The organism is Pseudomonas sp. PLMAX (assembly GCF_046042685.1).
Classification (GTDB): domain Bacteria; phylum Pseudomonadota; class Gammaproteobacteria; order Pseudomonadales; family Pseudomonadaceae; genus Aquipseudomonas; species Aquipseudomonas putida_AE.
Genome location: NZ_CP064949.1, coordinates 6,803,043 through 6,821,328, shown reverse-complemented (window position 1 = coordinate 6,821,328; position 18,286 = coordinate 6,803,043). Strand labels below are relative to the sequence as shown.

Annotated in this window: 18 protein-coding genes; 10 read left to right on the top strand and 8 right to left on the bottom strand. The window is 60.7% G+C overall.

The annotated features are described in order from the left end of the window. Positions 1-72 precede the first annotated feature (72 nt). Positions 73-1,257 carry a murein transglycosylase A gene (locus DKB71_RS31145; RefSeq protein ID WP_408599204.1) on the bottom strand — a complete coding sequence of 395 codons (1,185 nt, stop codon included), beginning with the start codon at positions 1,255-1,257 and terminating at the stop codon, positions 73-75. A 128-nt stretch (positions 1,258-1,385) separates the two neighbouring features. Here DKB71_RS31145 and DKB71_RS31140 point away from each other — a divergent pair, with 128 nt between their 5' ends. After that, on the top strand, positions 1,386-1,835 hold the full coding sequence (locus tag DKB71_RS31140) for a cytochrome c (protein ID WP_274075611.1): 450 nt from the start codon (positions 1,386-1,388) through the stop codon (positions 1,833-1,835). 49 nt (positions 1,836-1,884) lie between these two features. On the opposite strand, the gene DKB71_RS31135 is transcribed toward DKB71_RS31140, so the two are convergent. From DKB71_RS31135 to DKB71_RS31120, 4 genes are all read right to left on the bottom strand, one after another. After that, positions 1,885-2,280 carry a DUF1090 domain-containing protein gene (locus DKB71_RS31135; protein ID WP_323626464.1) on the bottom strand — a complete coding sequence of 132 codons (396 nt, stop codon included), beginning with the start codon at positions 2,278-2,280 and terminating at the stop codon, positions 1,885-1,887. Positions 2,281-2,383: 103 nt separating this feature from the next. Then, complete coding sequence (gene ligB / locus DKB71_RS31130) at positions 2,384-4,057, bottom strand: NAD-dependent DNA ligase LigB (protein WP_408599203.1); 1,674 nt, start codon at positions 4,055-4,057, stop codon at positions 2,384-2,386. Between the two features lie 134 nt (positions 4,058-4,191). After that, complete coding sequence (gene metK, locus DKB71_RS31125) at positions 4,192-5,382, bottom strand: methionine adenosyltransferase (protein ID WP_274075608.1); 1,191 nt, start codon at positions 5,380-5,382, stop codon at positions 4,192-4,194. A gap of 18 nt (positions 5,383-5,400) precedes the next feature. Next, positions 5,401-6,396 carry a metalloregulator ArsR/SmtB family transcription factor gene (locus tag DKB71_RS31120; protein ID WP_274075607.1) on the bottom strand — a complete coding sequence of 332 codons (996 nt, stop codon included), beginning with the start codon at positions 6,394-6,396 and terminating at the stop codon, positions 5,401-5,403. Between the two features lie 258 nt (positions 6,397-6,654). Between DKB71_RS31120 and tkt the strand changes: the two genes are divergently transcribed. From tkt to fba, 6 genes are all read left to right on the top strand, one after another. Further along, positions 6,655-8,652, top strand: coding sequence for a transketolase (gene tkt, locus DKB71_RS31115; protein WP_323606596.1), 1,998 nt, complete (start codon positions 6,655-6,657; stop codon positions 8,650-8,652). A gap of 191 nt (positions 8,653-8,843) precedes the next feature. Continuing rightward, the gene (gene epd, locus DKB71_RS31110; RefSeq protein WP_408599202.1) at positions 8,844-9,899 is read left to right on the top strand and encodes an erythrose-4-phosphate dehydrogenase; all 1,056 of its coding nucleotides are present in this window, start codon (positions 8,844-8,846) and stop codon (positions 9,897-9,899) included. Between the two features lie 26 nt (positions 9,900-9,925). Further along, positions 9,926-11,089, top strand: a complete 1,164-nt coding sequence (locus DKB71_RS31105; RefSeq protein WP_274075604.1) for a phosphoglycerate kinase — start codon at positions 9,926-9,928, stop codon at positions 11,087-11,089. Positions 11,090-11,124: 35 nt separating this feature from the next. Further along, on the top strand, positions 11,125-11,346 hold the full coding sequence (locus DKB71_RS31100; RefSeq protein ID WP_274075603.1) for a hypothetical protein: 222 nt from the start codon (positions 11,125-11,127) through the stop codon (positions 11,344-11,346). A gap of 56 nt (positions 11,347-11,402) precedes the next feature. Beyond that, positions 11,403-11,735: an MliC family protein gene (locus tag DKB71_RS31095; RefSeq protein ID WP_408599201.1), complete on the top strand. Its 333-nt coding sequence runs from the start codon at positions 11,403-11,405 to the stop codon at positions 11,733-11,735. A gap of 133 nt (positions 11,736-11,868) precedes the next feature. Beyond that, complete coding sequence (gene fba, locus DKB71_RS31090; protein WP_019694035.1) at positions 11,869-12,933, top strand: class II fructose-bisphosphate aldolase; 1,065 nt, start codon at positions 11,869-11,871, stop codon at positions 12,931-12,933. 42 nt (positions 12,934-12,975) lie between these two features. Here the strand turns inward: fba and DKB71_RS31085 are convergent, their stop codons facing one another. After that, entirely contained in the window at positions 12,976-13,359 is a 384-nt protein-coding gene (locus DKB71_RS31085; RefSeq protein ID WP_274075601.1) for a hypothetical protein, read from the bottom strand. A 214-nt stretch (positions 13,360-13,573) separates the two neighbouring features. After that, positions 13,574-14,242 carry a polysaccharide lyase family 7 protein gene (locus tag DKB71_RS31080; protein WP_274075600.1) on the bottom strand — a complete coding sequence of 223 codons (669 nt, stop codon included), beginning with the start codon at positions 14,240-14,242 and terminating at the stop codon, positions 13,574-13,576. A gap of 321 nt (positions 14,243-14,563) precedes the next feature. Here DKB71_RS31080 and DKB71_RS31075 point away from each other — a divergent pair, with 321 nt between their 5' ends. From DKB71_RS31075 to DKB71_RS31065, 3 genes are read left to right on the top strand one after another with little or no spacing between them, the layout of a single operon-like run. After that, on the top strand, positions 14,564-16,687 hold the full coding sequence (locus tag DKB71_RS31075) for a putative bifunctional diguanylate cyclase/phosphodiesterase (protein WP_406591146.1): 2,124 nt from the start codon (positions 14,564-14,566) through the stop codon (positions 16,685-16,687). A 45-nt stretch (positions 16,688-16,732) separates the two neighbouring features. Next, on the top strand, positions 16,733-17,224 hold the full coding sequence (locus DKB71_RS31070; protein WP_406591147.1) for a M48 family metallopeptidase: 492 nt from the start codon (positions 16,733-16,735) through the stop codon (positions 17,222-17,224). A gap of 28 nt (positions 17,225-17,252) precedes the next feature. Continuing rightward, positions 17,253-17,549: a winged helix-turn-helix domain-containing protein gene (locus DKB71_RS31065; protein WP_274075597.1), complete on the top strand. Its 297-nt coding sequence runs from the start codon at positions 17,253-17,255 to the stop codon at positions 17,547-17,549. 99 nt (positions 17,550-17,648) lie between these two features. Here DKB71_RS31065 and DKB71_RS31060 read toward each other — a convergent pair whose 3' ends face one another. Beyond that, positions 17,649-18,101, bottom strand: a complete 453-nt coding sequence (locus DKB71_RS31060) for a GNAT family N-acetyltransferase (protein WP_274075596.1) — start codon at positions 18,099-18,101, stop codon at positions 17,649-17,651. Between the last annotated feature and the right edge of the window lie 185 nt (positions 18,102-18,286).

The following is an 18,286-nucleotide window of genomic DNA, read 5'->3' as shown; positions in this document are numbered from 1 at the left end:
GTCTGTGTCCACTGAAGATCCGATGTGGGAGCGGGCTTGCTCGCGAAGGCGATTGACCAGGCAGCGCAAATCTCAGGGATTTGGTTTAGCCGCATCCGCCACCTGCGGCACTTGTGGCAGCGCCGCGCCTTTGGGCCACAGCATCCAGATCTGTCCTTGCTGCTTCATGTCTCCCGCCAGTTGCCCGGCCGCCTCGCCGGTGCCCCAGAACAGATCCGCACGAACCTCGCCGGCAATCGCGCCGCCGGTGTCCTGGGCCGCCACCGGGCGTACCAGGGCAGTGCCGTCCGGTTTGGTGGTGGACAACCACAACAGGCTGCCCAGCGGAATCACCTTGCGATCCACCGCTGCGCTGTAACCGGCCGTCAATGGCACGTTCAGCGAACCGCGCGGCCCTTCGTTGCTATCCGGGTTACGAGTGAAAAACACATAGCTCGGGTTGCTGCCGAGCAGTTCCGGAATGCGCGAAGGATTGGCCTTGGCCCAGTTGCTGATGGCGCCCATGGTCACGTCTTCTTTTTTCAGCTCGCCTTGCTCCACCAGCCAGCGCCCGATGGGCCGGTACGGGTGGCCATTCTGGTCGGCGTAGGCGATGCGCAGTTGCCGGCCGCTGTCGAGCTGGATACGGCCTGAACCCTGGATCTGCAGGAATTGCAGGTTCATCGGGTCGGTCAACCAGGCCACCACGGGCGCCTTGACCCCCTTGCTCTCGATGGTTGCGGCATCGTCGTACGGCTTGAGCACGCGGCCCTCAAGTCGACCGCGCAGGCGTTTGCCTTTGAGTTCCGGGTAGATGCTGTCCAGCGAGACGATGATCATGTCTTCGGGCACGCCGTACACCGGGATGTTCGCCGTTGCGGTCTGGGTCAGGCTGCCCGGGTAGACCGGTTCGTAGTAGCCAGTGATCAGGCCGTTGGGGTTGTCGTTGGCGGCGCGCAGGCCGTAGACATCCAGGTTCTGCTTGAGGAAGCCGCGAATCTCATTGGCGCTCTGCGGCACGTTGGCCGCCGCTGCGCAGGTGCCGCCCCAGACCGGGTCGGCCTTGAGTCGGGTGCAGGCGCTGCGCCAGGAACCGAAACCGGCGACCAGGTCGCTGTCGGAGACTGCCGGCAATGCTTCCCAGGTGGCACTCGAGTAGGTGGCCAGGGCGTGGGTCTTCGGTTGTTTGTCTTCACCGCCGGTGCAGCCTGCAAGCACGGCCACTATCGGAAGCGTCCAGGCCAGGGGGTGACACCAGGCCTTGAAACGGCTGTTCATTGGATAATTCCTTTGCCGGTTGCCTGAGTGTCGAGTGCGCTCATGCAACCCGTATTGATAATAGGGGTATTGGTGTTTGCCGGTGACGCGAGGATACTGGCCGACGTTTTCCGCGACCTGAAGCCACCATGACTCTTAAAAGACTTTCTGTTGTATTGCTGGCCTGCCTCACGCTGTCCGCTTGTGGCGGCGTCGACCCCAATTCGCCCCTCGGCCAGCGCAAGGCCATTTTCAAACAGATGCTCAAGACCGGTGAAGACCTGGGCGGGATGCTGCGTGGCCGTATTGCATTCGATGGCCCCAGATTCGCTGAGGGCGCGGTGAAACTCGATGCGCTGTCCCATGAGCCGTGGAAACATTTCCCGCAGGTGCGTGAAGAAGACCACACCAGCGCCAAGAGTGATGTCTGGGAGAAGCAGGCACGCTTTGAGCAGATGGCTCGCAGCCTGGAAACTGCCACCGGCGAACTGGTGATCGCCAGTCAGGTTCAACCCTACAAGGCCAGTAACCTGGGGCCGGCGGTACAGAAGGTCGAAGATGCCTGCAGTGCGTGCCATAAGGAGTTTCGGGATCATTGACCTTTAGGAGGGCTTGAGGCCGCCAAGAGGATCGCTGGCAAGCCAGCTCCTACCTGTCCAGTTCGTCCACCGCTTCCTGCAATTCCTTGCGGGACTCGGCGAGTTTGTCCTTGCGCTTGTTGATCTTCTCGGCGTCGCCTTGTTTCATGGCTTTGTCGAGGTCGGCCTGGCGCTTGCTGACTTCGTGCTTGGCGTCCAGCACCTTGTTTTCCCGTTCTTTCTTCAGCGAGGCATCGGTGCAATTGGCGCTGACTTCGCTCAAAGCCTTCTCCAGACCGGCCTGCTGGTCGGTATTGCCGCGGGATTTGGCCAATTCGATCTGATTGATGATGCCTTGTTTCTTGGCCGCGCAACCGGTCAGGCCTGGGGCGTCTTCGACAGCCATCAGGGGCGTGGCCATTACGCTGCAAAGGGTCAAAAGGACCAGCGGTGGAAGAAATTTCATAAAAGCTCCAGGTGAAAAGGCATTCGTGTCGATGCAGCGATGGCATGTTTGAGCCCATCGGGACTATTGGGTTCCCGGGCGCACGGACGTCACCGGGTCAAGACTAAAAACCGTCCATGCCGGCCCGGCGCAGCGTTTCACTCAGGGCCAGGACCTGCGGATCGCGGAAAAATGCGCTCAACTGTGTCGCGCGTCCTGGTCCGATGTCGGGCTGGGCCTGCCATTGCTCGATGTCTCGTTGCGCCAGCTCATGCCATGAATCGCCGAGGTACGCCCGGCCGGTCGGAGGCATGCCCAGGGCCTTGAGCCAGCGGGCGAACGGGCGTTGCCGGGCACTCTCGAAACTGGTGGCCAACCGGGCAGCGCTGCGCTCGCCGAAACCGTCAATGTTAGCAAGCTCTTGAGCATCGAGGGTCAACCAATCCAACAGGCTGTTCAGGCGACCTGTTTCAAGAAGTTTTTCCCAGGTGCCGGGGCCGACATGGGGCAGGGCCAGTCCGTGCTTGCCGCTGAGCCAGGTCAGGCGCGCGAGGAACTGGCTTTCGCATCCCGGGGTTGGCTGCCAACAGCTCAAGGGATGGAAGTCGGCTGCCAGCGGCACGTTCATTTCCACGCGTTCGGTACTGCGCAGCACCACGCCGTCGAGCCTGGGAATGGTCAGCCCGGCGAGGCTGATGGCCACCTGGTCGCCCGGTCGAATATCCAGGGTTTGCCAACGTTGCAGGGAGCTGACGCTGACGCGCTTGATCTGCTGGTCATCGAGGGTTACCGGGGTCAACTCCAGCACGGGGGTGATCCGCCCCGTGCGGCCAATCTGGAAGTGAACCTTGCGCACCTCGGCCAGTGTCTGGGCGAAGGGATACTTCCAGGCAGCGATCCAGTACGGCGCCTTTGCCTGCCAGCGCTCGGCAGGCGGGCGCTGCGCCTGGCGCAGGACAATCCCGTCGCTGGCGAACGGCAGGGGCGAGCGATACCAGTGATCGCGCCAGCGTTCGACCTCGGCCAAGGTACCGATGGCCTGGGTGTACTGCGCGGTACCGGCGAAACCCAGTTTTTCCAGCTCCGCGATACGGGCCGGCAAGTTCGTCGGGCCGTGGGGCCATTCCCAGGCAAACAGGCCGATCCCCTCGGCCTGCCCGACGCTCAACGTCTTGCGCGCCATCAAGCCGGCTACCGTGCCGCGGGCGTTGAGGCTGCCGTCGGTGGCTTGCACGTGGTCCGTCAGGCGCCAGTAGAGCTCACCTTGCACCACCAGGTCCCGTGGCGCTGACAGGCGTTGCGGAATGTCGGCGATCTGGCGCGCCGACGCGGTCCAGTCCTGGCCCTGTATACCGTCGCCGCGACTGATCGCCTGCGCCAGCAGGCCTTGGCGGTACACCAGCGTCACCGCCACGCCGTCGACCTTGGGCTGCGCCCAGACATCCGTGCGATCACGCAGCCAGTGTTCGACGGCGCGACCGTCCGGCAGTTTTTCCAGGCCGGTATGAGGCACCGGGTGGACCAGCGGTCCGGTCGCGGTGCGCAATGGATCGGTGGTCACACCGAGGCTGAAGCATTGGCGCCACTCGGCCAGGCGTGCCAGGGACTGATCGTAGAGTTCGTCGGCAATCAGCGAGCGACCTTCACGGTGATAGCTGTCATCCCAGCGCTCGATCTGTTTTTGCAGTACGGCGATTTCCTGCGCGGCACGTGCGGGTGGCCAGGCGGGGCATTCGCCGGCAGCAGTGTCCAGGCACGCGAAAGTGAGGAGTAAAGCGGTCAGCAGGCGGGGCAGCATCGTGAGCGTCCTTGCTCGATGGAGGTGCCTGAAGGTTAGTCAGCAGCGGGCGGGTGGGTATGCGGGATTGTTTCCAGGCATGAAAAAACCCCGCATGGCGAACCGTGCGGGGTTTTGGGTACCGCCGGAAAAACTTACAGGCCGGCAGCGGTGCGCAGGTGCTCGGCGCGGTCGGTTTTTTCCCAGGTGAAGGTGGTGAAGGTGTCTTCGCCAACCGTCTTGGTTGCCGGGGTGCGACCGAAGTGGCCGTACGCTGCGGTTTCCTGGTACATCGGGTGCAGCAGGTCGAGCATGGTGGTGATTGCGTAAGGACGCAGGTCGAACACTTCGCGGACCAGTTTGACGATCTTGTCATCGCTGATCTTGCCGGTGCCGAAGGTGTTCAGCGAGATCGAGGTCGGCTGGGCGACGCCGATGGCGTAGGACACCTGGATTTCGCAACGCTCGGCCAGACCGGCAGCGACGATGTTCTTGGCCACGTAACGACCGGCGTAGGCGGCCGAGCGGTCAACCTTGGATGGATCCTTGCCGGAGAACGCGCCACCGCCGTGGCGGGCCATGCCGCCGTAGCTGTCGACGATGATCTTGCGACCGGTCAGGCCGCAGTCGCCCACCGGGCCACCGATGATGAACTGGCCGGTCGGGTTGATGTGGAACTGGGTGTCCTTGCTCAGCAGTTCGGCCGGCAGGACGTGCTTGACGATCAGCTCCATCACGCCTTCGCGCAGGTCTTTGTACGACACGTCCGGGTTGTGCTGGGTCGACAGCACAACGGCGTCGATACCCACGACCTTGCCGCCTTCGTAACGGCAGGTGACCTGGGACTTGGCGTCCGGACGCAGCCACGGCAGCAGGCCCGACTTGCGGGCTTCGGCTTGCCTTTGTACAAGCTGGTGCGAGAACGTGATCGGGGCTGGCATCAGCACGTCGGTTTCGTTGCTGGCGTAGCCGAACATCAGGCCCTGGTCGCCAGCGCCCTGATCTTCAGGCTTGGCGCGGTCGACACCCTGGTTGATGTCAGGGGACTGCTTGCCGATGATGTTCATCACGCCGCAGGTCGCGCCGTCGAAGCCGACGTCGGAGCTGGTGTAGCCGATGTCGGTGATGACGTCACGAACGATCTGCTCCAGGTCAACCCAGGCCGAAGTGGTGACTTCGCCGGCGATGATCGCCACGCCGGTTTTCACCAGAGTCTCGCACGCCACGCGGGCGAACTTGTCTTCAGCGATGATGGCGTCCAGCACCGCATCAGAAATCTGGTCGGCGATTTTGTCCGGATGCCCTTCAGACACGGACTCGGAGGTGAAAAGGGAGTATTCGCTCATCTCGATGTTTTCCTGAAATTACCGATGGTGAGTGTCGCCAGCCGACCGCTGAAAATGGCGGACCTGGATCTGGAAACCATTACGTAAGCCTACATAGAGGCTTTCTCCGGGGACGAGTCCCGCAGCGGTGGCCCAACGGGCCAGATCGTCCTGTTCAAACCCCAGCCAGAGATCACCGCAGGCCTCCTTGGCCCAACTCTGGTTGTGGCTGCATAAATCTGTCACCAGCAGGCTGCCGCCTGGTTGCAGCAAATTGGCCATGTGCTTGAGCGCATCGGCCGGCGCGGCAAAGTGATGCAGCACCATGTTCAGTACCACGCAATCGGCCTTGAGGCTGACGCCGTTCAAGGCATCGGCCAGTTGCAGGCTAACGTTAGTCAGCGAATCGCGTTCGCACACCTGGCGCGCCAGTTCGAGCATGGCCTGGCTATTGTCCAGTGCCGTGACCTGGGTGAAACGACGTGCCAGTTCCGGCAGGAAGGCGCCGTCGCCGGGGCCGACTTCGATCGCCGTGGCCGCGCTGCCAAAGCTCAGTTTGTCGAGCAGGGCCACCACGCTTTCGCGGTACTGCGCCAGGCCGGCGATCAGGTCTTGCTGGGCGCGAAATTTCTCGGCGACCCGTGAGAAAAAGTCCTGGCTGGCCGCCTCGCGTTGCTTGTGCACTTGAGTGATGCGCATCTGCACGTCGGCAGGCAAGGTCAGGTTGTCCACTTCTTCGAGCAGAGCCGCATGCAGCTTGCCCCCCGGCAACTCGGTGTGGGGCAGGGCGCGACGGTAGAAAATCGCATTGCCTTCACGGCGGGTGGCGACCAGGTCAGCCTGGGCCAGCACCTTGAGGTGATGACTCATGCCCGATTGGCCGATGCCGAAGATCTGCGCCAGTTCCAGTACGCCGAACGAATCGTTGGTCAGTGCACGCAAGACATTCAGGCGCAGGGGATCACCGCCGGCCTTGCACAAGGCCGCCAGCTCATCACAATCGTCCTGGCGAATGGAGGGCGCGCGTAAATTCATAGGCCGGCAGTCTAGTCACGCACCGGAAGCACCGCAAGATCAATATCAAAAAGTTTTGATATTGATCGATAGATGGCACTTCTCACGAACTGGTTAACTCTACAAGGCAACAGCGGAAAGGTTTCACCCGCCTAATCCGTCAACAAGCATGGGAAAAACGCCTTCAGATGACTTTCTGTCATTGCCCCAAGGTGTCCCGGTGAGGGAAAATGCTCGCCTTTTTCCGATTCGTTTATATCAAACCCCAGGAGATCAGCGATGCCTAGCCGTCGTGAGCGTGCCAACGCCATTCGTGCCCTCAGCATGGATGCCGTGCAAAAAGCCAACAGCGGCCATCCCGGTGCCCCCATGGGTATGGCGGATATCGCCGAGGTGCTTTGGCGCGACTACCTCAAGCACAACCCGAGCAATCCATCGTTCGCCGACCGTGACCGCTTCGTGCTGTCCAACGGTCACGGCTCGATGCTGATCTACTCGCTGCTGCACCTGACCGGCTACGACCTGTCGATCGATGACCTGAAACAGTTCCGCCAGCTGCACAGCCGCACCCCGGGCCACCCGGAGTTGGGCTACACCCCAGGCGTCGAGACCACCACCGGTCCACTGGGTCAGGGCCTGGCCAATGCCGTGGGCTTTGCCCTGGCTGAAAAAGTCATGGCGGCACAGTTCAACCGTCCTGGCCACAACATCGTCGACCACCACACCTACGTGTTCCTGGGTGATGGCTGCATGATGGAAGGCATCTCCCACGAAGTCAGCTCCCTGGCCGGTACCCTGGGCCTGGGCAAACTGATCGCCTTCTACGATGACAACGGCATCTCCATCGACGGCGAAGTCGAAGGCTGGTTCACCGATGACACGCCAAAGCGCTTCGAATCCTACAACTGGCAAGTGATCCGCAACGTCGACGGTCATGACCCGGAAGAGATCAAGACGGCGATCGAGACCGCGCGCAAGAGCTCGCAGCCGACCCTGATCTGCTGCAAGACCACCATCGGCTTCGGTTCGCCGAACAAGCAAGGCAAGGAAGACTGCCACGGCGCCCCGCTGGGTGACGCGGAAATCGCCCTGACCCGTGCAGCGCTGAAGTGGAACCACGGCCCGTTCGAAGTGCCGGCCGACATCTATGCCGAGTGGGACGCCAAGGAAGCTGGCCGCGCGGTCGAAGCCGAGTGGGACCAGCGTTTCGCGGCCTACTCCGCCGCGTTCCCGACCGAAGCCAACGAGCTGATCCGTCGTCTGAGCGGCGAGCTGCCGGCTGATTTCTCGGAAAAAGCCGCTGCCTACATCGCCGAAGTGGCCGCCAAGGGCGAAACCATCGCCAGCCGTAAAGCCAGTCAGAACGCCCTGAACGCGTTCGGTCCGCTGCTGCCAGAGTTCCTCGGCGGTTCGGCTGACCTGGCCGGTTCCAACCTGACGCTGTGGAAAGGTTGCAAAGGTGTCACCGCCGATGACGCCAGCGGTAACTACATGTACTACGGCGTGCGCGAGTTCGGCATGACCGCAATCATGAACGGCGTGGCCCTGCACGGCGGCCTGGTGCCTTACGGCGCGACCTTCCTGATGTTCATGGAATACGCGCGCAACGCGGTACGCATGTCGGCCCTGATGAAGCAGCGCGTGATCCACGTCTACACCCACGACTCCATCGGTCTTGGCGAAGACGGCCCGACTCACCAGCCAATCGAGCAACTGGCCAGCCTGCGCTGCACGCCGAACCTCGACACCTGGCGTCCGGCCGATGCCGTTGAATCGGCGGTGTGCTGGAAGTATGCGCTGGAGCGTAAAGATGGTCCTTCGGCCCTGATCTTTTCGCGTCAGAACCTGCAGCACCAAACCCGTGATGCCGGCCAGATCGCCGACATCAGCCGCGGTGGCTATGTGCTCAAGGACTGCGCAGGCGAGCCTGAGCTGATCCTGATCGCCACCGGTTCCGAAGTGGGTCTGGCCGTTCAGGCCTTCGACAAACTGACCGAGCAGGGCCGCAAGGTGCGTGTGGTTTCCATGCCATGCACCAGCGTGTTCGATGCCCAGGACGCCGGCTACAAGCAATCGGTCCTGCCGTTGCAGGTCAGCGCCCGTATCGCCATCGAGGCGTCCATCGCCGACTACTGGTACAAGTACGTCGGCCTGGAAGGTCGCGTGATCGGCATGACCACCTACGGCGAGTCGGCGCCTGCGCCTGCCTTGTTCGAAGAGTTCGGCTTCACCCTGGAAAACATCCTGGGTCAGGCTGAAGAGCTGCTGGAAGACTAAGCAAAACGCGGCGGTTTCAAGACCGCCGCCGTCCCCCCTGTAGGAGCGAGCTTGCTCGCGATGGTCGTTAACGATAACGCTGGCTATCTGGATAAATGCGTTGTCCTTAAGTCCATCGCGAGCAAGCTCGCTCCTACAAGGGGCGAGTTGCTCATAAGAATTTCGTCTGACTGCGTCTATCGAGAACCCCAATGCCTCAACCGCGTCCCTACAAAGTTGCACTCAACGGCTACGGCCGGATTGGTCGTTGCGTCTTGCGTGCGTTGTTCGAGCGAGGCGAAAAGGCCGGGTTTGAAATTGTCGCGATCAACGACCTGGCCGACATGGCCAGTATTGAATACCTGACACGCTTCGACTCCACCCACGGGCGTTTTCCCGGAGAAGTGAAGGTCGACGGCGATTGTCTGCATATTAATGGCGACTGCGTGAAGGTCCTGCGCAGTGCCACTCCCGAAGGCATCGATTGGGCGTCGTTGGGCGTCGATCTGGTGCTGGAATGCTCCGGCGCCTACCACACTCGCGAAGACGGCCAGCGCTTCCTCGACGCCGGCGCGCCGCGCGTGCTGTTTTCCCAGCCGATGGCCAGCGAGGCGGATGTCGACGCCACCATCGTCTACGGCGTGAACCAGGATTGCCTGACCGGCGACGAGCTGCTGGTGTCCAACGCCTCCTGCACCACCAACTGTGGTGTGCCGCTGTTGCGACTGCTGGACCAGGCCATTGGTCTAGAGTACGTGTCGATCACCACGATCCACTCGGCCATGAACGACCAGCCGGTGATCGACGCCTACCATCACGAAGACTTGCGCCGCACCCGTTCGGCGTTTCAGTCGGTGATTCCGGTGTCCACTGGTCTGGCGCGCGGCATCGAACGTCTGCTGCCGGAACTTGCCGGGCGAATTCAGGCCAAAGCCGTACGTGTGCCGACGGTTAACGTGTCTTGCCTCGACATCACGATGCAGACCGTGAGCGACACCGACGCCGCCGAGGTCAACTGGATCCTACGCGAGGCTGCCACCAGCGGCCCGCTCAAAGGTCTGCTGGCCTACACCGAGTTGCCCCACGCAAGTTGTGATTTCAACCACGACCCACATTCGGCGATCGTCGATGCCAGTCAGACTCGAGTTTCCGGCCCAAGGCTGGTGAACATCCTGGCCTGGTTCGACAACGAATGGGGGTTTGCCAACCGAATGCTGGACGTTGCGGAACACTATCTGCACACAGCCTCAAAAAAACCTGCTCTCTAAGAACAGCTACTCAGGAAATGCGACCCATGACCGTGTTGAAGATGTCCGACCTCGATCTGCAAGGTAAGCGCGTACTGATTCGCGAAGACCTCAACGTCCCAGTCAAGGACGGTGCCGTCACCAGCGATGCGCGAATCCTGGCTTCGCTGCCGACCATCAAGCTGGCCCTGGAAAAAGGCGCGGCCGTGATGGTCTGCTCGCACCTTGGCCGTCCGACCGAAGGCGAATTCTCGGCCGAGAACAGCCTCAAGCCAGTGGCCGACTACCTGAGCAAGGCCTTGGGTCGCGAAGTGCCGCTGGTGGCTGACTACCTGGGCGGCGTCGACGTGAAAGCCGGCGACATCGTGCTGTTTGAAAACGTGCGCTTCAACAAGGGCGAAAAGAAGAACGCCGATGAACTGGCCCAGCAATATGCGGCCCTGTGCGACGTGTTCGTGATGGACGCCTTTGGCACCGCGCACCGTGCCGAGGGTTCGACCCACGGCGTGGCCAAGTTCGCCAAGATTGCCGCTGCCGGTCCTTTGCTGGCGGCCGAACTGGACGCACTGGGCAAGGCGCTCGGCGCCCCGGCTCAGCCAATGGCTGCCATCGTGGCAGGTTCCAAGGTCTCGACCAAGCTAGACGTGCTCAACAGCCTGAGCCAGATCTGCGACCAACTGATCGTCGGCGGCGGTATCGCCAACACCTTCCTGGCGGCTGCCGGTCACCCGGTCGGCAAATCGCTGTACGAGCCGGACCTGCTGGACACCGCTCGCGCCATCGCCGCCAAAGTCAGCGTGCCGCTGCCGGTAGACGTAGTGGTCGCCAAGGAATTCGCTGAAAGCGCGACGGCCACTGTGAAGCTGATCGCCGATGTGGCCGCCGACGACATGATCCTGGACATTGGTCCGCAGACGGCGGCCAATTTCGCCGAACTGCTGAAATCGTCCAAGACCATCCTGTGGAACGGCCCGGTCGGCGTGTTTGAATTCGACCAGTTCGGTAACGGTACCAAAGTGTTGGCCCAGGCCATCGCAGACAGCGCGGCATTTTCCATTGCTGGCGGTGGCGACACCCTGGCGGCCATCGATAAATATGGCGTCGCCGAGCAAATCTCTTACATTTCTACCGGCGGCGGCGCGTTCCTGGAGTTCGTCGAAGGCAAGGTGTTGCCAGCCGTTGAAGTCCTGGAAAGCCGGGCCAAGGCCTGAGGGTCGCCCGTTTGACCAGGAAAGGGAGTGTTCAAATGGTCAAGACCTTAGCGCTGTTGATCGTCGCGGGATCGCTGGCGGCTTGCGGGAGTAATCCCAAAGCCACGCCGGAACCCGCGCCGTCCGCGCCCCGGAACGGTTGCAACCAGGCCGACTGGCAGGCGGAGACCAACCCGGTGCTCAACAAGCGTTCCGGGCCTGAAGGCCTGGACAAATACGAGACACAGACCCCCGCCAAGGAACATGGTTGTCCTTGACGGGTCTGACTCTTTACTCAGGGCTGGCGGTGTCTGCCGTCAGTCGAGGGACACGGATGAAAGGCTTTATCGCCATTACGGCGCTGGCATTGCTGGGCGGGTGCGCCAACTGGAACCCGTTCCAGTCGACCACCGCGACGGATGACTGGACCACCTGGACCTGCGACAGCCAGGCCAAAGTGGTTTGGCGCTACACCGACGACAGCCACAACGAAGTCGACGTGCGCCTGGGCGGGGCCGACCAGGTCCATCGCCTGAAGCAGGAGCCGGGCGCGTCGGGTTCGCTGTACAGCGACAACATGCTGGCGTTTCACATAAAAGGTGAGGAAGGCCTGGTCTACTGGGTCGCCACCAATGATTTGATTGGCCGAGGCTGTAAAGCCCAATAACAACGGCCAGACCGCAAAAGCATTGACCGTATTCGCAGCCCGGACCAACCCCCGATCTGCAATAACTTGAATAGCCGCCCCCGCTACGGCAGGCTGGCACGATTAACGACCCAAACCGGGAGAGACACACACAATGGCACTTATCAGCATGCGCCAGATGTTGGACCACGCAGCCGAGTTCGGCTATGGCGTTCCAGCCTTCAACGTCAACAACCTTGAGCAGATGCGCGCCATCATGGAAGCCGCTGACAAGACAGACTCCCCGGTGATCGTCCAGGCTTCGGCCGGTGCTCGCAAATACGCCGGCGCACCGTTCCTGCGTCACCTGATCCTGGCAGCCATCGAAGAATTCCCGCACATCCCGGTGTGCATGCACCAGGACCACGGCACCAGCCCTGACGTCTGCCAGCGCTCCATTCAACTGGGCTTCAGCTCGGTGATGATGGACGGCTCCCTGGGCGAAGACGGCAAGACCCCGACCGACTACGACTACAACGTCCGTGTTACCCAACAAACCGTGGCCATGGCTCACGCCTGCGGCGTATCGGTAGAAGGCGAGCTGGGCTGCCTGGGTTCGCTGGAAACCGGCATGGCCGGTGAAGAAGACGGCATCGGCGCCGAGGGCGTCCTGGATCACAGCCAGATGCTGACCGACCCGGAAGAAGCCGCTGACTTCGTCAAGCGCACCCAGGTGGATGCCCTGGCCATCGCCATCGGCACCAGCCACGGCGCCTACAAGTTCACCAAGCCGCCTACCGGCGACGTATTGGCGATCGACCGTATCAAAGAGATCCACAAGCGCATCCCGAACACCCACCTGGTGATGCACGGTTCTTCTTCGGTTCCGCAAGAGTGGCTGGCGATCATCAACCAGTACGGCGGCGACATTAAAGAAACCTACGGCGTTCCGGTTGAAGAAATCGTCGAAGGCATCAAGCACGGCGTGCGCAAGGTCAACATCGACACCGACCTGCGCCTGGCATCCACCGGCGCCATGCGTCGCCTGATGGCCACCAACCCGAGCGAGTTCGACCCACGTAAATTCTTCGGCGCCACCGTGACTGCCATGCGCGACGTGTGCATCGCCCGTTACGAAGCCTTCGGTACCGCGGGCAACGCTTCGAAGATCAAGCCGATCTCCCTGGAAGCGATGTTCCAGCGTTATCTGAAAGGTGAGTTGAACGCCAAGGTCAACTAAGCCTCAGGTGTTTGATAAAAAACCCGCCGATCGGCGGGTTTTTTATGGAAGAGCGGTAATTCTGACAAATTCTATATCAAGTATGCGCAGTGTCTGAGTATGAGGATCGCAGCATACGCGTTTTCCCTTGAGTGATTCATAACGCCGATCGCTGGCTTCGAGAATGAAATATCCGGATCGCGCGTAGTGGTCACGTTCGTTTGACCCGGCAAAGTAAATATCGGTTTGCGCGCCAGTCGAATTTCTAAACCGATAGTCCCCGACCAACACGTACTCAATCATGCCAACGCGCAATGTACCTGTCATGGCGCCGCTTCTGTCAGTGCTGGAAGTGATGTTCAATTCGTAAGGCGTTCCTGCTTCATCAGTGGCGCTATAAGCGGCAGTGATGTATCCCTGCATGTTGATCTTTTGCTGAGCACTCATGGAGCCTTCCTTGATTCGATCTGGAAACCAGGAGAACTATTGGGGGGCGCTGAAAAAGAATAATTTCGAGATCGCGAATATTCACCTGTTATAAATGACAGTTATTTATTCGATGTTGTTATGTTGGTGCGAATATCAGGTAATAAGCTTTCAGTGTTGAATTGCATGAAAAAACCCGTCGTGAGGGACGGGTTTTTGTGAACTCGAAATGCGCTTATTTATCGTGATCGATATCCAGCTTGCTGAATGTCACTTTCCCGCCCTCACTGGTGTACCCGGTGTTGTCCTGCACATACACCCCGGCCTTGAAGTACAGCGGTTTGTCGCGCCAGGTGGCGCTGATATTGGTGTCCCACTGGTAGCCCGCCGCACTGACGCCCAGTGCGCCGCCGGGGCTCAGGTGGATGAGGTAGTTGAACTCATTATTGAGCTTGATCCCGGTGGCGAGGGTGATGACCCGGCTTTCGGCGTCGTCGGGGTGCATGCGCACCTTGATCACGAGGTTGCCGGTCTCGGTCTTGGTCTTGTATTGGTATTCGAGTTTGACCATCGGCTTCTGGCTGTTATAGGCGTGGATCTGCCCGATCACGATCTTGCCCGAGCTCGGGACCTGGTTCACCGCCAGGGTGGCGTGAAGCAAGTTGTCGGCGTCCGGGTAGAACCAGTTTTTCAGCGTGCCGTTACTGTAGGTTTCACGCAGCTCGGTGCGGGGATAGATCGCGTTTTCAGTGCGCGAGCCGGTCACCGGTGACCAGAAAAACAGAACGCCGGTGTCAGAGTGGAAGTATTGATCCTTGAAGCCGTCCACCAGTTTTGAGGTTTCAACCGTGTAGGGCGGGCTGCCGACGGGAACACTGAGGTTCCAGGTTGCGAGGTCAATCATAATCAAAGCTTCCGCGAATTAATGCTGCACGCACGTGCCAAACGCTCTGGCACGTGCCTTTGGGGGCGGTCTTTATAAGCGTAGAGGACTATTTTGTTAACGCCCGCCGGGCAGTTAATTGGCGCCAACATCCTGTCGAAGTGCCATCCTGCCCGGTTTTAGCGGGCTGCGTGGCCGACCGTTAGTCGGCAAATGACGCTTCGGTCGAATGATGGCGCACTGACACCTTCTGCTTTCGCAGATCCCGGTCTAGAGTGAAGGCACAGTTTCTGTCCGGTTTTCACGAGAAGTCGGCCTGACATCCAGCCCTAGAGAAGCAGCATGGAATGCGCGCACCCAATGCCAGCTGAAGGCAATTCAACCCTGTTGATCGTCGATGATTACCCTGAAAATCTGGTGAGCATGCGCGCCTTGCTGCAGCGCCAGGATTGGCAGGTGATCACCGCTGCATCCGGTTTCGAGGCGCTCGGGCTGTTGCTTGAATACGATGTCGACCTGGTGTTGCTGGATGTGCAGATGCCGGGCATGGACGGTTTTGAAGTGGCGCGCCTGATGCGCGGCAGCCAAAGGACCCGCCTGACACCGATCATTTTCCTCACCGCCAACGAACAGTCCCAGGACGCCGTGATCAAGGGTTACGCCAGTGGCGCAGTGGATTACCTGTTCAAACCCTTTGATCCGCAGATTCTCAAGCCCAAGGTCCAGGCGCTGCTCGAGCATCAACGCAATCGCCGGGCATTGCAGCGCCTGAGCCATGACCTGGAGGTCGCTCGCGCGTTCAACGCCTCGGTGCTGGACAACGCCGCCGAGGGCATCCTGGTGGTCGGCGAGGACGGCCTGATCCAATTTTCCAACCCGGCGATGTCGCGACTGCTCAACGCCACGGTGCAGGAGCTGCAGGGCAAGGAGTTCCTGGATTTCCTGCAAAAACCGCACATACCGGTCTGGGCCGATTCTGACCTGCTGGCCGGGTACAAGCGCGGCGAGACCTTGCGCCTGCACGACGCCCTGCTGCGTACCGCCCCCGGGCAACAGGTACCGGTGGCACTCTCCTGCGCGCCGCTGCCCACGGAACAGCATGCAATGGTGGTGACAGTGCTGGACATGTCGGTGGTGCGCCACCTGCATCAGCAACTCGAGTTCCAGGCGGTCACCGACCCGCTGACCGGGCTGCTCAACCGTCGCGGCTTTTACCAGACCGTGGAAAACCTGCTGTTGCGCGGCGAACGTGCCGACAGCGCCTGGGTCCTGTTGTACCTGGACCTCGATGGCTTCAAGCGGGTCAACGATTCTCTCGGCCACGATGCTGGCGATCGGGTGTTGCGTTGGGTGTCCGAACAGTTGAAGGCCTGCCTGCGTCCGTTCGATATCCTGGCACGCATGGGCGGTGATGAATTCACCGCGTTGCTGGACCTGGAGTTTCCCGAGCAGGCGGCCAAGATTGCGGAAAAGCTCATCGAACGGGTGTCGGTCTGCCAGCAAATCGATGGTCTGGATATCGTCCTCGGTGCCAGCATCGGCATTGCTACGTTCCCCGACTGCGGCGCCAATCTCGACGGCTTGCTGCGCGCGTCCGACATCGCCATGTACGAAGCCAAGCGCGCCGGCCGGCAACAGTATCGGTTTTACGATCACGAAATGAACGGCCGGGCACGTTCGCGGCTGATGCTCGAAGAAAGCGTGCGAACGGCCATCGAAAACCGTGATTTCAATCTCGTGTATCAGCCGCAGGTGGCGGTTGCCGATGGGCGGATTCGCGGGTTCGAGGCGTTGTTGCGCTGGCAGCACCCGAGTGTCGGCGATGTTCCGCCAGGATTGTTTTTGCCGCTGCTGGAAGAGGCGCGCTTGATCAGTCGCCTGGGCAGCTGGATCTACCAGCGCAGTGCCGGGCAACGCAAAGCCTGGGAGACTTTGTTTGCCGAGGACCTGGTGGTGGGCGTCAGCTTGAGCAGCACCCAGTTTGCCATGCCCCATCTGGTGACCGAGTTGCGCCTGGTACTGGAGCGACATGGTTTGCAGCCACGTCACATGGAAGTCGAGGTGACGGAAGAGGCCTTGATGCATAATCCGGAGGAAACCCGTAAACAGCTGCGTTTGCTGCGCAATCTGGGGGTGCGGGTGGCGCTTGACGATTTCGGTTCCGGCCCGTGTTCACTGTCGCACTTGCGCGATCTGCAACTGGATACGCTCAAACTCGACCGCCATCTGATCGGCCGGCTTCCGCAGTCCTCAAGGGACGCGGCGCTGGTACGCAATGTGGTCGACCTGTGCAAGGAGTACGGGATGCTGGTGATTGCCGAAGGGGTCGAAACCATGGCGCAATACCAGTGGCTGCAAGCCAATGGCTGTGAGTATGTGCAAGGCTTCCTGGTGGCCCGACCGATGATGGCCGAAGACACCGAGAGCTTTGTGCAGCCCTTCGACTGGGGCGCGCTGACTGGCTGAATTCGCTACACTGGCGACCTTTTCGTGATTTGTGTTGCCGCTGCGATGACCGCGTTGAAATACCTCCAGGCCTACCCGGCTACCTTGCAGGACCAGGTGCGTCAGTTGATCGCCGACGGTCGGCTGGGCGATTACCTGAGCCAGCGTTACCCGCAAAAGCATGGGGTCCAGAGCGACAAGGCCCTGTACACCTATGCGCTGGACCTCAAGCAGGAATACCTGCGTAACGCCCCGTCCATCGACAAGGTGCTGTTCGACAACCGGCTGGACCTGACCCACCGCGCACTTGGCCTGCACACCACCATCTCGCGGGTGCAAGGCGGCAAGCTCAAGGCCAAGAAAGAAATCCGCATTGCCTCATTGTTCAAGGAGGCGCCTTCGGAGTTTCTGAAAATGATCGTGGTGCATGAGTTGGCGCACTTCAAGGAATCCGATCACAACAAGGCCTTCTACAAGCTGTGCGAGCACATGTTGCCCGGGTATCACCAGGTGGAGTTCGATGTGCGGGTGTACCTGACCTGGCGCGACCTGCAATGAAAAGAGCCAATGAACAAGGAGCGCATGGATGGACGTAAGCAAGACCAAGAGCAGCTTCTACCGCCGCTTGTACGTGGCGTACCTGATCGACAGCGGCCTGGCCAGCAGCGTTCCGGCATTGACCGAAGCCACCGGCATGCCCCGGCGCACGGCCCAGGACACCATCGCCGCCCTGGCGGACCTGGATATTGTTTGCGAATTCGAGCAGGAAGAGGGTGCGCGCAACCATGCCGGGCGCTATCGGATTCGCGGGTGGGGGGCGATCGATCGCGGGTGGATCGAGCGTAATCTTCGGCAGATCAAGGCGGTGTTGGAGTATCCCTGAGTTTTTGTGGTGATTGATCTGACGCCTTCGCGAGCAAGCCCGCTCCCACAGGGGGGAACGCATTCCAATGTGGGAGCGGGCTTGCTCGCGAAGGGGCCCTTACGAACGCCGCATGCCGATATGTGGAATACCATCCTCAACGTATTCCTCACCCGCCACCACAAACCCGTATCGCCCGTAATACCCCTGCAAATGCGCCTGGGCCGAGAGGTAGACCGGCATGTCCGGCCAGCGCTTTTCAATCTGCTTCATCGCCTGAGCCATCATTTCATGCCCCAGCCCGGTACCTCGCGCCTGTGGCGCAATGATCACCCGCCCGATCACCACGTCACCGCCCTGTAGCTCGGGATCGAGCAGGCGCAGATACGCCACCAGCCGATCTCCGTCCCAGGCCATCAAATGGCAGGTGTCGCCCTCCAGATCCTGGCCATCGATGTCCTGGTAGATGCATTTCTGTTCGATGACGAACACTTCGGCGCGCAGCTGCAAAATGGCATACAGCTGCTCCTTGCCCAGATCGCTGTGGTGTTTACAGACCCAGTTGATTGTCATGTGTCGATTCCCTGAAAACGTCCTGTTGATACTAAGCGCCTCGACGAAGGATGTCTTTATGGCGCAGGAATCTGTGACAAAGACCAAAATGCCATCATTCATTTGGCGCGACGCTGTCTTCTTTGTGTAATCTTCAATCAAGCGCTGTGCAGTGCTGCAACGCGCTGACATTTGAGTGCCTGGGG

Excerpts from the sequence above, each read along its gene's own strand:
- epd (WP_408599202.1), top strand. The coding sequence starts at position 8,844 with ATGCCTCAACCGCGTCCCTACAAAGTTGCACTCAACGGCTACGGCCGG.
- metK (WP_274075608.1), bottom strand. The coding sequence starts at position 5,382 with ATGAGCGAATACTCCCTTTTCACCTCCGAGTCCGTGTCTGAAGGGCAT.
- DKB71_RS31070 (WP_406591147.1), top strand. The coding sequence starts at position 16,733 with ATGACCGCGTTGAAATACCTCCAGGCCTACCCGGCTACCTTGCAGGAC.
- DKB71_RS31140 (WP_274075611.1), top strand. The coding sequence starts at position 1,386 with ATGACTCTTAAAAGACTTTCTGTTGTATTGCTGGCCTGCCTCACGCTG.
- DKB71_RS31080 (WP_274075600.1), bottom strand. The coding sequence starts at position 14,242 with ATGATTGACCTCGCAACCTGGAACCTCAGTGTTCCCGTCGGCAGCCCG.
- DKB71_RS31145 (WP_408599204.1), bottom strand. The coding sequence starts at position 1,257 with ATGAACAGCCGTTTCAAGGCCTGGTGTCACCCCCTGGCCTGGACGCTT.
- DKB71_RS31075 (WP_406591146.1), top strand. The coding sequence starts at position 14,564 with ATGGAATGCGCGCACCCAATGCCAGCTGAAGGCAATTCAACCCTGTTG.
- DKB71_RS31105 (WP_274075604.1), top strand. The coding sequence starts at position 9,926 with ATGACCGTGTTGAAGATGTCCGACCTCGATCTGCAAGGTAAGCGCGTA.
- ligB (WP_408599203.1), bottom strand. The coding sequence starts at position 4,057 with ATGCTGCCCCGCCTGCTGACCGCTTTACTCCTCACTTTCGCGTGCCTG.
- DKB71_RS31095 (WP_408599201.1), top strand. The coding sequence starts at position 11,403 with ATGAAAGGCTTTATCGCCATTACGGCGCTGGCATTGCTGGGCGGGTGC.
- DKB71_RS31060 (WP_274075596.1), bottom strand. The coding sequence starts at position 18,101 with ATGACAATCAACTGGGTCTGTAAACACCACAGCGATCTGGGCAAGGAG.
- DKB71_RS31065 (WP_274075597.1), top strand. The coding sequence starts at position 17,253 with ATGGACGTAAGCAAGACCAAGAGCAGCTTCTACCGCCGCTTGTACGTG.
- DKB71_RS31120 (WP_274075607.1), bottom strand. The coding sequence starts at position 6,396 with ATGAATTTACGCGCGCCCTCCATTCGCCAGGACGATTGTGATGAGCTG.
- fba (WP_019694035.1), top strand. The coding sequence starts at position 11,869 with ATGGCACTTATCAGCATGCGCCAGATGTTGGACCACGCAGCCGAGTTC.
- DKB71_RS31100 (WP_274075603.1), top strand. The coding sequence starts at position 11,125 with ATGGTCAAGACCTTAGCGCTGTTGATCGTCGCGGGATCGCTGGCGGCT.
- DKB71_RS31135 (WP_323626464.1), bottom strand. The coding sequence starts at position 2,280 with ATGAAATTTCTTCCACCGCTGGTCCTTTTGACCCTTTGCAGCGTAATG.
- tkt (WP_323606596.1), top strand. The coding sequence starts at position 6,655 with ATGCCTAGCCGTCGTGAGCGTGCCAACGCCATTCGTGCCCTCAGCATG.
- DKB71_RS31085 (WP_274075601.1), bottom strand. The coding sequence starts at position 13,359 with ATGAGTGCTCAGCAAAAGATCAACATGCAGGGATACATCACTGCCGCT.